A 13313-nucleotide genomic window follows, 5' to 3' on the forward strand; every position below is an offset into this window, starting at 1 on the left:
ACAAAGGGGGACAGGCTGTGGCCGTTTACACACTACGCAGATTGATTCAAATGATTCCGGCACTGCTTGGTATTGTCGTCATCACATTCATGATCTCGAGAGTGCTTCCGGGTGATCCTGCCGTGATGCTTGCGGGGGAACAGGCTACACCTGAGACGATTGAAAATATTCGCACCAGCATGGGGCTGGATCAGCCCAAGTACATCCAATTCTTTCATTATGTAGTCGGATTGCTCCATGGCGATCTGGGTCAGGCTTATCACACTGGGCAATCGGTGGCAAGTGACTTTGCTACCCGGTTTCCGGCAACCATCGAGTTGGCATTGGCAAGTTTGATCATTGCAATCCTGGTGGCAATCCCGATCGGCATCCTGGCGGCAACTCGCAAAGAATCGATAGTTGACCACATTTCACGTGTGTTTTCCTTAATCGGTGCATGTATGCCTATCTTCTGGATCGGACTGTTGTTCATTTATATTTTTTATGCCAAATGGGGGATAGCTCCTGCGCCAATGGGCCGGATTAGTGGAGACATCAATCCTCCCACGCACATTACGGGGTTTTATGTGCTCGATAGCTTGATGACGGGTGATTTTGTAGCTTTAAAAAGCAGCTTGTCTCATTTGCTCCTGCCCGCAATCTGCCTCAGCACAGGCACCATGGCGATTGTGGCACGGATGATGCGTTCCAGCATGCTGGAAGTTATCGGTCAGGATTTTGTCCGTACAGCCAGAGCCAAAGGTTTACGTGAAGGGATTGTCATTTACAAGCACGCACTCATTAACGCTTTTATTCCAACGCTTACTGTACTTGGTTTGCAGGTCGGGTACCTGATTGGTGGAGCGGTTATTACCGAAACAATCTTTACCTGGCCAGGGGTAGGCAGCTATGTGACGGATTCCATTTTAGCGGCTGACTACGCACCGATTCAAGCCTTTACCCTGGTAAGTGCACTGATTTACAGCTTTATCAACCTCGGAGTTGATCTGATTTACGGATTAATTGACCCACGTATCCGGTACGAGTGATAGCACGAAGCACAAAAGTAGGGGAGGTACTCGGATGAGCACTGCAAGTGATTTGGCGGCAAAGGAGGCTGTGCCTCAGCCCAACACAGCCGCTATACCGAAAAGAAAGACCTTTTGGCGTTTATTGTTTGGCAACAAGCTCGCTTTAATCGGCTTCATCTTTATTGTTGGATGGACGCTCGTCGCCATCCTCTCATCATGGATCGTTCCACATGATCCTTATGTAACCGACCCGGCGAATAAGCTATTGCCGCCAAGTGCGGAGCATTGGTTTGGAACTGATAATTACGGACGTGACATTCTCAGCCGTGTGATTTACGGGGCGAGAATCAGTATTTGGACAGGAATGATCGCCGTGTCGATCTCGTTCATCATCGGCGTACCGCTTGGAGCAGTCGCCGGGTTCTATGGCGGTAGAATGGGCAGTCTCATTATGCGCTGTATGGATATTCTGCTTGCGTTCCCATCGCTGGTGCTCGCCATGGCGATTGCCGCAGCTATGGGACCAGGTCTGATGAGTGCACTCATCGCCGTGGGTATTGTGGGTATCCCCGAATTCGCCAGACTGATTCACGGACAAACTATCTCTCTTCGGGAAAAGGAGTTTGTGGAGGCCAGCCGGGCGATCGGTGTTACGAACGGAACAATCTTGTTTCGCCACATTCTGCCGAATGCACTTGCTCCGTTGCTTGTGAATGCCACCCTTGGGATGGGCTTCGCCATTCTGACCTCTGCCAGTCTTAGCTTTCTGGGACTTGGTGTCAAGCCCCCGATTGCTGAGTGGGGAGCGATGATTTCAGAAGGGCGGGCGTATATCATTTCCGGTGAGTGGTGGATTGTGACCTTCCCAGGTCTTGGAATCGCGACAGCTATTTTGGGCTTCAATTTGCTTGGAGACGGTTTGCGGGATGTACTTGATCCTAGACTGCGCTCTAGCAAATAAAATAATAGATCATCAAAGGGGAGAACGTAAGCTATGTTGAAAAAAAGTCTTTCTCTAATTGTCGTCTTGTCTACGTTGCTTTGGACGGCAGGCTGCGCAAGCAATGCCAATAGCCCGTCCGCTTCATCCGGCGATAAAGGCGCAGAAGCTACAGCCCCGCCCAAGGCGATTACGCTTGCCTACTCGGAGGGAGGGTCGACCATGGACCCTGCTGAAGCAAGTGATCTTACATCCGATACACTTGTGCTTGCACTCTATGACCAGCTTGTGACCTACGGCAAAAAGTCTACGGACAGCGGTGAAGTCGCAGATACGGAGACAATCAAGCCGATGCTGGCTGAGAAATGGGACGTTTCCGCTGATAACATGACCTATACAATGCATCTGCGTAAAGACGTTAAATTCCATAGCGGCAATCCGATGACCGCCAACTCGGTGTTGTATTCCTTTGAGCGGCTCAAAAATTCCGATTCCGGCAGCTTTCTTTACGGCATGAGCTCTATCAAAACCGCTACAGCGCCGGATGAGCACACCGTTGTCATTACCTTGTCCCAGCCTAATCATATGTTCCTGCAAATTCTGTCCCTGTACAACTTCTCAATCGTGGATGACGTGCTTGTCAAAGAAAAGGGCGATGGCGACTTTTTGAAAACAAATGCAGCAGGCTCTGGCCCGTTCAAGCTTGAAAAATGGGACCCGGCGACAGAAGCTGTCTTTAATGCCAATACCAGCTACTGGCAAGGTGCGCCAAGTCTGAGCAAAGTAACGATGAAGTTTACCAAGGAAGCCTCCAACCGTGTGCTCCTGCTGGATAAAGGCGATGTCGACATGGCAATTGAGATTCCTGCCAAGGACGTTGCGAAGCTGGAAAGCAACACCGAGCTGAAGGTTCAATCCAACGCAAGCAACCGGATTTTGTATTTTGCCATGAATAACAAAATAAAGCCTTTTAATAATCCAAAAGTGCGTCAAGCGATCTCTTATGCTATTCCCTATGACCAATTAATCGACGATGTCATGTATGGTCAAGCGAAGCAAATGAAGAGTTCCGTAGCGAGCAACACGCCGGGCTACACCGATGCGGGCTACAGCTATAAGCATGATCTGAACAAAGCAAAACAGTTGCTTGCTGAAGCAGGCTACCCGAATGGTTTTAGCTTTGATTTGACCCTGGGCTCCGGCTTCCAGGACTGGGCGGATGACGCCGTGTTGATTCAAGCTGAACTTGCCAAAATCGGTGTAAAGATGAACGTTGTCAACGTTGCCCGTGCCCAGTTCCTTGAACAACAAAGAGAAGGCAATCTGACAACATACATCTCCAAATGGACTTCTTTCGTCAATGACCCGGGTTACCATCTTGGATTCCTGATGTACAGCAGCGGTTCCTCGAACTATATGCATTATGCCAATCCGGAAGTGGACAAGCTGTGGGAGCAAGCAGGCAAAGAGCAGGATGCAAATAAACGAAAAGAGCTGTATGGCAAAGCGCAAGAACTTATCAATCAAGATTCCCCTTGGGCGTACCTGTATGAATACAATCGGGTCGTCGGCATGAGCAAAAACATTACGGGATATGTGTACTACCCGGATGAAGTCATTCGATTCTATTCATTGAAAAAAGAGTAGGTTGTTTATCTTACCTGGATGCCTTCGGTTGATTACAGCCGAAGGCTATCATTTTACATCTGAAGCAGACTGTTATTCCGGGATGGAAGATGCAACTGACTACATGAAATGAAAAAATGAAGGAGATGGAATAAAATGACAGACTGGAAAACGCTAGTTCTTGATGAAATAGATAAACGGCAGGATGAGCTGCTTGAGCTTTGCTCGCGGTTGATTCAGTTTCCTTCGGAAAATCCTCCAGGTGATTCACGTGAAATCAGCCAGTTTATTATGGATTACCTTAAAGAAGCAGGCATTGATACAACTGTACACGAATCCGGGCCGAATATGTGGAATCTCATTTCCGATTATGGCGCTGCAACAACGGATGGAAAAAAGCTGATTTTCTGTGGGCATACCGACGTTGTACCAGCAGGGGATCTGACTCGCTGGGATTTTGATCCGTTCTGTGGCGAAATTCGTGACGGCTATCTGCTTGGCCGCGGCGCTTCGGATATGAAAGCCGGACTGGCTGGATTGATATTTACCGTTGCGCTGTTTTCCAAGCTTGGCGTACCGCTCGAAGGCGCATTGTCGCTGCTGGTAGTTCCAGACGAAGAGACGGGGGGACATCTTGGCGTGCCTTGGGTGCTGGAAAGAAAACTGATCGAAGGAACGGCTGCTGTGATCGCAGAGCCCTCGGGCCCGCAAAACCCGACCATCGGCCAAAAAGGAAGCTGCTGGTTTGAATTTACCGTTGAAGGCACGCCAGGCCACGGCAGTCTGCAGCCGATTGCAGGTGAAAGTGCTATTTTGAAGGCGGCAAGAGGAATTGAAGCGCTGCAACAACTGTGGGACATCAAGCCGGACATTCCAGAGGAAGTCAAAGAGATCATTGAAATTTCCAAACGTTATGCAAGCGAACGGGAAAACCCGAGCTATGGACAAGCGTTTGATCATGTAACAGTGAACATTGGTACGATCCAGGGGGGCACCAAAGTCAATGTGGTTGCCGACCGTTGCACAGTACAAGTGGACTCCCGTGTTCCATTTGGCGTAGATCACCGGGATGTACTGGCAAAAGCGAAGGAATTGCTTGCAAGTGTAGGCATTGATGCTGAACCCAAACAGTTCGGATTTTATGGCAATGCCAACTGGACCCCGCCGACCGAACCGATTGTGCATGAGCTCGTGGAATCTATCGCTGAGGTCAGCGGCAAAGAGGCCTATGGCGTACTGCAATGGGCAACCAGCGATGCACGTGCGTTCCGCAAATATAACATCCCGGTATTGCAATACGGGCCTGCCGAGCTGCGGACCATTCATAACTTTAATGAAAAGGCTCCGGTATGGCAGATCATTCAATCTGCGAAAGTATACGCTTTGACGGCGCTTAAATATTTGAAAACAACACCAAAAGAAGCATAAGGGGATCTGCCGCATGATGAAACAAGTATATGAAGTGTATGAACTTTTGGACAGCCCTTCGGCCAGCGGGGCAGAAGTCAAAGCTTACCTGGAACAGCTGGGCCAAGCGGAGATTACGGTGTCCACCGTAGAAGGTGATAAGGGCTCTACGGATTTTATTAAAATCGTCATTGCCGGGAAAAACGGTCGCATTCAGGGAGGAGATTCTCCAACGCTGGGCGTAGTTGGCCGCCTTGGCGGGCTTGGAGCCAGACCGGAAATGATCGGATTTGTATCCGATGGTGATGGAGCGGCAGCGGCCATTGCGGCGGCAGCCAAGCTTTTGTCTATGCAGTCTAAAGGTGATGTGCTTGACGGAGACGTGATCATCTGTACACATATTTGCCCGGATGCACCCACTCAGCCCCATGATCCGGTGCCATTTATGGATTCACCCGTAGATATTTTGACGATGAACCAATATGAAGTGACTCCCGAAATGGAAGCGATCCTGTCGATAGATACGACCAAAGGGAACCGTGTTATCAACCATAAAGGGATTGCCATTTCCCCAACGGTACGTGAAGGCTATGTGCTGCGGATCAGTGAAGACCTTGTCGATATTGCCCAGAACGTAACCGGTGAGCCGTGTGTTACTTTTGCTGTAACGACGCAGGATATCACGCCTTATGGCAACGATCTGTACCACATCAACAGCATTTTGCAGCCAGCGGTAGCAACATCTGCTCCGGTGGTTGGTGTAGCCATTACGGCCGCTGCTCCCGTACCAGGCAGTGCGACGGGTGCCAGCCACGAAGGTGATATTGCGCTGGCGGCCAAGTTTGCTGTCGAAACAGCCAAGGCCTATGGCCGTGGACAATGCTCTTTTCATTCGGAAAAAGAGTATCAGCATATTACAAAATTGTATGGCAGCATGAAGCATCTGCAAACGATGGGCAAGTCCGAATAAGCTTGTTCTCTTGGATAAATAACGTGAAGGTGCATGATGGCCAAGGAGGAGGAAGAGGGCATGGCACAACTGCTTGAAGTAACCAATCTCCGGACGGAGTTCAAGACTGCGGCTGGAATCATCCGGGCTGTGGACGGCGTCGATCTGTCGGTTGGCCAAGGGGAAACACTCGGAATCGTTGGGGAATCCGGGTGTGGCAAGAGTATTACCTCCCTTTCCATTATGCAGCTCCTCCCCAAAGGACTTGGGAAAGTAGCCGCTGGTGAAGTACGGTTTAACGGTGAGAACATGCTGGAATTTTCAGAGCGAAAAATGCGTTCAATCCGTGGCAACGAGATGGCCATGATTTTTCAGGAGCCCATGACTTCGCTGAATCCCGTGTTCAAAATCGGCAAGCAGATTGCGGAGTCTGCCAGATACCATCACGGTGTAAGTAAACAGAAGGCGAAAGCCATGGCCGTGGAAATGCTGACGAAGGTTGGCATCCCGCGTCCAGAGAAGGTAGCCGTTTCTTATCCGCATGAACTCTCGGGCGGTATGCGCCAACGGGTTATGATCGCAATGGCGATGATTTGCAATCCGAAGCTGCTGATCGCAGATGAGCCGACAACAGCACTTGATGTAACCATCCAGGCGCAAATTCTTGATTTGATGCGTGAGCTGCAGAGGTCCGAAGGAACTTCTATTCTGATGATTACCCACGATCTTGGTGTTGTTGCGGAGATGTGTGATCGGGTCGTAATTATGTACGCTGGACAAGTAGTGGAAGAAACGGATGTCAAAACGCTTTTTAAAGATCCCAAGCATCCATATACACAGAGTCTGTTAGCCTCATTGCCACAATTGAACAGTGATCAGGAGCGCCTCGCCTCTATTCCGGGCCAGGTTCCTAACCCGCTCGATATGCCCAAAGGCTGCCGTTTTGCACCACGCTGTCAGTTTGCCAAGGAAATTTGCCTTGCAGAGGCCCCGGAGCTTGTGGAAGTGGAACCCGGGCACAAAAGCCGCTGCTTGTTACAGCAGGAGGGATATCATGAGTACACTGCTTGAAATACGTAATTTGAAAAAACACTATCCGATCAAAAAAGGACTTTTTTCCAAGCAAGTGGGAGCAGTCAAAGCGGTGGATGGTATTAACCTGACTGTACAGCAGGGTGAAACCCTGGCAATCGTAGGAGAATCCGGCTGCGGCAAATCCACAACCGGACGAGCCATTCTCAGATTGATCGAACCAACCGATGGGGAGATTTTGTTTAACGGCACGGATATACGGAAGCTGAATGCAGAGCAGCTGCGCAAATTCAGAACGGATATGCAAATGGTGTTTCAAGATCCGTTTGCTTCGCTTGATCCCAGGTGGACGGTGCAGCAGGTGCTGGAAGAACCGCTCATCACGCATGAAAAATGGAGCAAAGAACAGCTCAAAGAGCGTGTGGAACAGCTGCTCGAAGTGGTCGGATTGTCTCCTTATCACGCTCATCGTTATCCGCATGAGTTTTCGGGCGGTCAACGCCAGCGGATTGGGATTGCACGGGCACTCGCGCTTCATCCCAAGTTTATCGTGTGTGACGAGCCAGTGTCGGCCCTCGATGTCTCCATCCAGGCGCAGGTGCTCAATCTGATGAAGGACCTGCAAAAGCAATATGATCTGACGTACATGTTCATTTCCCATGATTTGTCGGTCGTCAAATTTATCAGCGACCGTGTTGGGGTGATGTACCTGGGCAAGCTGGTTGAGCTTGCACCGACCCAAGAAGTGTTCAGGGAGCCGCTGCATCCGTACACGAAGGCGTTAATGTCTGCGGTGCCTGTAGCTGATCCGGAAGCCGAACGTGAGCGGATTGTGCTCAAGGGCGATGTGCCCAGCCCGGAAAATCCGCCAAGCGGCTGTGCGTTTCATAACCGCTGTCCGGCAGCCATGGATATTTGCAGCAAGGTACAGCCGATCTTTGCCGAAGCTGCACCGGGTCGGCAGGTCGCCTGTCACTTGTATCCGACCTCCACGCCGGAACAGGCAATAGCTGGACAGGCATAAGCCAGCTATAAAAGAATAGATAGGCCTTCTAAAAAAAATCAAGTCTGAATCCGTCCCCAACGGATTCAGGCTTTTTTTTCTAATATATCCATTTTAAGATTCGATATTAGGGATGTAATTTCAACACCTGTAAATCAAGCATACAACATGCAGGGATACAACATTGCGCATAGTCTATGGAAGCGTTTTAATTTGAGTATAGAAATACAAAAGAAGACCTCAGGGAGGACATAAGAATGCTAAAAGTGAAAGCGCTTAGATGCGAACATTTAAATAATCCGATTGGGCTGGGCTGTCTAAAGCCGCGGTTAAGTTGGCAGATCGAATCTGACAAAATATATGTTTCCCAAAAAAGGTTCCAACTGCAGGTATCCGTAAATCCCACTTTTGAACCGCTGCTCTGGAATCATTTTTCCTATTCAGATCAATCCATTCTGTTCCCATATGAAGGCCCTCCACTGGAATCAGGACAAAGATATTATTATCGGGTAAAAGTATGGGCTCAGGGAGCGGGTGACACAGAACCGGAGGAATCGGAATGGAGTGAGTCCGGCTATTGGGAGATGGGACTGCTTCATGAGCAGGACTGGAAGGCACAATGGATCACAGTGAAGGAGCGGAGTATCCATGAACAGTTTCAGACAAGAGCTCCTTTTGCCGCCTCCAAGTGTTTTTCGGTTGAGGGAAAAGTGAAAAAAGCAGTCATTTATGCTACAAGCCTTGGGCTGTATGAACTGGAGCTAAATGGACAAAAAGTGGGCGATGCCTACTTTACTCCGGGATGGACGGATTATAACGATCGTGTCCAGGTGCAAGCTTATGACGTGACTTCTACCCTTCGAGAGCAGCATAACCGAATCACAGCAACGGTGGGAGAAGGCTGGTATAGCGGTTATCTGGGCTGGCAGAAGCGCAAGGACACCTACGGGAACACGAATGCATTGTTATTTCAAATGAAGCTTAGCTATGAAGACGGCCGTTCTGAAGTCATTTGCTCTGATTCTTCCTGGGAGGAAGCGAGCTGTGCCATTTTAATGTCGGATATTTATAACGGCGAAATCTATGATGCCCGACTTGAGCAGCAGCAGGCAGCCGAACACAGCTCCTTGACCGAACGGAAAATGATGCAGGTCGTCCCGTTCCCGTTAAGTCATCTGGTTGCTCAGGAGAACGAGCCTGTCCGTGTGATGAACCGGTTGAAGCCTGTTGAACTCATTCGAACCCCCAAAGGTGAGCGGGTGCTTAACTTGGGTCAAAATATGGTAGGCTGGCTCGAATTTAAAGTTGAAGCTCCCGCAGGTATAGTTTTGAATCTGGTTCATGGTGAAGTGCTGGATCAGCAAGGGAACTTTTACAGAGACAACATTCGTGATGCAGCGCAGCAGATTACGTACATTTGCAGCGGGAAGGGGACGGAGATATTTAGGCCGCATTTCACTTTCCAAGGCTTTCAATATGTGAAGCTTGAGGGCTTTCCGGATGGCGTTGCAATTGAAGATTTTACGGGTGTTGTTCTGCATTCGGACATGGAGACTGTTGGCTTGTTTGAGACATCCGATCCCAAGTTGAATCAACTCCAACACAATATTGTGTGGGGGCAAAAGGGGAACTTCCTGGATGTGCCGACCGATTGCCCGCAGCGTGATGAGCGGTTAGGCTGGACCGGCGATGCACAGATTTTTGCCAGAACGGCCAGCTTCAATATGAATGCAGCTTCTTTCTTCCGAAAGTGGCTGAAGGATTTGGCTTACAACCAACTGGAAAATGGGGCAGTGCCTTTTGTAGTGCCGGATGTCCTTAAAGGAACCTTTGCCGACAATATGGACAAAACGACGGCAGCATGGGGAGACGCGGCGGTTATATGTCCATGGACCGTTTATCAATGCTATGGGGATAAGCAAATTTTAGCTCAGCAGTATGACAGTATGAAAGCATGGGTGGATTATATCCGTGCCCAGGGGCACGAAGAATATCTTTGGGATACCGGTTTGCAGCTTGGAGACTGGCTGGCGCTGGATAGCGAGGAAGGCAGCTATTTTGGGGCGACGGACGGAACGCTGGTGGCCACTGCTTATTTTGCGTATTCGACTCATATTTTGGCGCAGACGGCCAAACTGCTGAATCGTTATACCGATTACAACACATATAAAAGCTTGCATGAGGGGATTAAAGCCGCTTTTGCGAATCGCTACTTCGATGACGCTGGCCAACTGACCTCCAATACCCAGACTGCACAGGTTGTGGCTTTGCACTTCGGACTGGTGCCAGAAAAGTATAAAAAGCAAGTGATTCAGGAACTCGTACGGCTTATAGAAAAAAATGATATGCATCTGGATACCGGTTTTGTGGGCACACCCTATCTATGCCTGGTTTTATCCGACAATGGCTATACAGATGTAGCTTATAAGGTTTTATTTCAAAATGACTATCCTTCATGGCTCTATCAGGTTGAACGTGGGGCAACGACCATGTGGGAGCATTGGGACAGCATCAAAGTGGACGGTTCGTTCTGGAGCACGGATATGAACTCGTTTAATCACTATTCGTACGGTTCAGTTGGAGACTTTATGTACCAGAATATTGCCGGAATCGATGTGCTTGAAGCGGGGTATAAAAAGTCACGTTTAGCTCCCAAACCGCCTGCCAATCTTACTTCGGCCCACGGGAAACTGCAGACACCATATGGTTCGCTTGAGGTTCATTGGAAAATCGTAAATGAAGAAATGCAGATGACGGTTCTTGTACCGCATAATACGACGGCTAAGATTACACTTCCGGGAGTGATGGAGCCGGATGCACTACAGCAGACAATTGCTACGCAATATCCGTCGATTCAGTATCCGCCTGGTAATGTGCATCAGGAGCTGGCCGGAAAGCTAGGTTCAACAGGGGAACAGGCGATCTTCCGACGGAGCGGAGATCATGAAATGACGTTTACGGTCGGTTCTGGACAGTACGCATTCCAGTACAGATACTGCCAGGCTGCCCAGGTTCCTGCACATGCAACCAGAGGCTAAATAACATAGACTAGAGGAGAGAAGCTTGATGAATAGTAAGAACAAAGTGTTGTTTAAAACGGCGTTGCTGTCCATTTCCTTAGTCCTGACATCAGCGAGTGCCATTTCGGCTATCATACCGATGATGCTGAACCAATTATCAGAAGTTTCCAGCTCGCTGATTGAAAGCGTAGTTACGATTCCATCTTTCTCAATGATGCTGTTTGTGCTGTTGAGTGGTCCGATCTCTTCCCGATTGGGCAAAAAAAATACAGTCCTGCTAGGACTTTTGCTCGTGGTCATTGGCGGTATACTTCCTATGCTCACGACGAACATTACATGGATTCTCGCGTTGCGCTTGGTGTTGGGTGCTGGCCTCGGGATGTTCAATTCGCTGGCCGTCAGCTTAATTAGCGATTTTTTTGAAGGGGACGAACGTGCCCAATTAGTAGGCTTTCAAAGCGCCGTTCAAGGGCTCGGAAGCAGCCTGGCTACCTTTGTGGCAGGACAGCTTGCCTTAATCGACTGGCAGTTCGCCTTTTTATGCTATGCGATCACCATTCCGATTGCGCTGTTATTCTTTCTTGTCATTCCCGAACCAGAGCGCGGGGAGCCTGCAGTGAGTTCAACAGGAACGGGCCACAGGAGTGGCGGAGTATCCATACCTGTACTCGGATTAGGGGCCGCACTTTTCCTGTTTATGACTTTTATTATGATTGTGTATACCAAAACAGGCATTATGATTGCTGAAAAGAGTATGTCCAATGCTGGTTTTCTAGGAACTGCGTTAACGCTGTTTTCCTTGTCAACCATGGTTGCAGGCTTCTTGTTTGGTAGAATATATAAATGGTTTAGAAATTATGCACCCTTTATCTCCAGTCTATTAACAGCAACAGGTTTTGTACTGCTGTGGTTTGCTCAGAATGTGACCATGGTTACCGTTGCCATGCTGATCATTGGCTTTAGTTTTGCGCTGTTTATTCCTTATATTTTTACCATACTAACCAAAATCGTGCCTAAAGGCAGTGAGACATTATCCATTTCCATTGCGATGGTAGGCTCGAATTTGGGAGCGTTTGCTTCGCCTTATGTCATCAAGCTGGTTGGCATGTTGTTTGGAAATGAAACCGCCTCATTTGCATTCCTTGTCACTGCGATTGTATTTATGATTGCTGCACTCATCTGTCTGGGAATCGCTATTAGAGGCAAGGGAAGCAAAACTCAGGCGGCAGTCCACAGTTAAGGGGAGTCATCCCATACAGGAAGTTTTTGCAACGGGCGGAGAACCGCCCGTTTTTCCACCATATAGTGAAGGAGGAGTCAGTGTTCATGAACCTTCATGAGTTGGACCAGTTGCTGAGAACTAAAACGGAAATTGAGCTTTTACAACAACAAAACAATCAGGTGATTAACGACCTCTCCGAAGAATCGGAGGATGAACGATACTTTGATGTGAATCAGAATATGTACCGTATGCCTGCTTTGTTTTTCTTTGGAGAACATGATATTTATATTAGCAAGCACAATAGATTTGCTCCGATGCTGGAGCATATGCATGAATTTATTGAATTAAACTATGTTTATTCAGGCAAGTGCAATCAAATCATAGCAGGCAAAGAAATTCTGCTTTGTGAAGGCCAGGTGTGTGTTTTGGATAAGGATGTGCCGCACAGCATCGCTCCTTTGGGGGAAGACGATATCCTTATTAATATCTTGCTGCAAAGAGAAACGATTTCTTCCCTGTTCCTGCAACGGTTATCTAAGAAAAAAAGTCTGATTGGCGAATTTCTTGCCAACTCTGTCCTCCAGCATCAGCACCATAATCACTTTATTATTTTTGAGTCGCAGCATAATGAAAACCTTCAATATATACTGCGTAGAATCCTGATTGAATATTTTTCCAGGCAAGAGGATTCGATGGAATTGGTCAAGGCTTATTTGCCAATTGTTTTTGGAGAATTGGTCCGTGTATTGGAAAGCGAGCATAATATTCACTTGAACCAGCAGGAAAATAATATTACCTCTATTCTGAATTACATGGAAGAGCACTATCAGCATTTAAACCTGCAGCAACTATCCAATCATTTTAATTACAATAGTACGTATTTAAGTAATAAGCTAAAAAAAGTAACCGGTCTTACTTACACTCAACTGATTGCCAACATTAAACTCAATGCAGCCTATTCTCTGGTAGTGAATACCAACCTGCCGTTCGAAATGATATTTAAGCAGGTTGGATATAACAGCATGAGTTTTTTCTATAAAAAATTTAAAACAGCGTATGGTGCCACCCCGCAAAATATCCGCAACAAACAGTTGAGGAAATAAA

At 48.2% G+C, this 13313-nt stretch carries 10 protein-coding genes; all 10 read left to right on the forward strand.

What is annotated here, in order from left to right:
• Nucleotides 1-17: 17 nt before the first annotated feature.
• The 10 genes from KQI_RS0102685 (at nt 18) to KQI_RS0102730 (ending at nt 13312) form a co-directional block, all read left to right on the forward strand.
• Complete coding sequence (locus KQI_RS0102685) at nt 18-1028, forward strand: ABC transporter permease (RefSeq protein WP_010345167.1); 1011 nt, start codon at nt 18-20, stop codon at nt 1026-1028.
• Nucleotides 1029-1062: 34 nt separating this feature from the next.
• The gene (locus KQI_RS0102690; RefSeq protein WP_010345168.1) at nt 1063-1971 is read left to right on the forward strand and encodes an ABC transporter permease; all 909 of its coding nucleotides are present in this window, start codon (nt 1063-1065) and stop codon (nt 1969-1971) included.
• Nucleotides 1972-2004: 33 nt separating this feature from the next.
• Nucleotides 2005-3597 (forward strand): ABC transporter substrate-binding protein, encoded by a 1593-nt coding sequence (locus tag KQI_RS0102695; protein WP_010345170.1) that lies wholly within the window; start codon nt 2005-2007, stop codon nt 3595-3597.
• Between the two features lie 135 nt (nt 3598-3732).
• Nucleotides 3733-5004 carry a M20 family metallopeptidase gene (locus KQI_RS0102700; protein WP_010345171.1) on the forward strand — a complete coding sequence of 424 codons (1272 nt, stop codon included), beginning with the start codon at nt 3733-3735 and terminating at the stop codon, nt 5002-5004.
• Nucleotides 5005-5017: 13 nt separating this feature from the next.
• A complete protein-coding gene (locus KQI_RS0102705) occupies nt 5018-5953 on the forward strand; it encodes a DUF1177 domain-containing protein (protein ID WP_010345172.1) in 936 nt (311 codons plus the stop codon).
• Nucleotides 5954-6013: 60 nt separating this feature from the next.
• Nucleotides 6014-7003, forward strand: coding sequence for an ABC transporter ATP-binding protein (locus KQI_RS0102710; protein ID WP_010345173.1), 990 nt, complete (start codon nt 6014-6016; stop codon nt 7001-7003).
• On the forward strand, nt 6987-7988 hold the full coding sequence (locus tag KQI_RS0102715) for an ABC transporter ATP-binding protein (RefSeq protein ID WP_010345174.1): 1002 nt from the start codon (nt 6987-6989) through the stop codon (nt 7986-7988). Before KQI_RS0102710 ends, KQI_RS0102715 begins: the two co-directional genes overlap by 17 nt.
• 236 nt (nt 7989-8224) lie before the next feature.
• Nucleotides 8225-11005, forward strand: coding sequence for an alpha-L-rhamnosidase (locus KQI_RS0102720; protein ID WP_010345175.1), 2781 nt, complete (start codon nt 8225-8227; stop codon nt 11003-11005).
• 28 nt (nt 11006-11033) lie between these two features.
• On the forward strand, nt 11034-12227 hold the full coding sequence (locus KQI_RS0102725; RefSeq protein WP_010345176.1) for an MFS transporter: 1194 nt from the start codon (nt 11034-11036) through the stop codon (nt 12225-12227).
• A gap of 86 nt (nt 12228-12313) precedes the next feature.
• Entirely contained in the window at nt 12314-13312 is a 999-nt protein-coding gene (locus KQI_RS0102730; protein WP_010345177.1) for an AraC family transcriptional regulator, read from the forward strand.
• The last annotated feature ends 1 nt before the right edge of the window (nt 13313 follow it).

It is taken from the genome of Paenibacillus peoriae KCTC 3763 (assembly GCF_000236805.1).
Classification (GTDB): Bacteria; Bacillota; Bacilli; order Paenibacillales; family Paenibacillaceae; genus Paenibacillus; species Paenibacillus peoriae.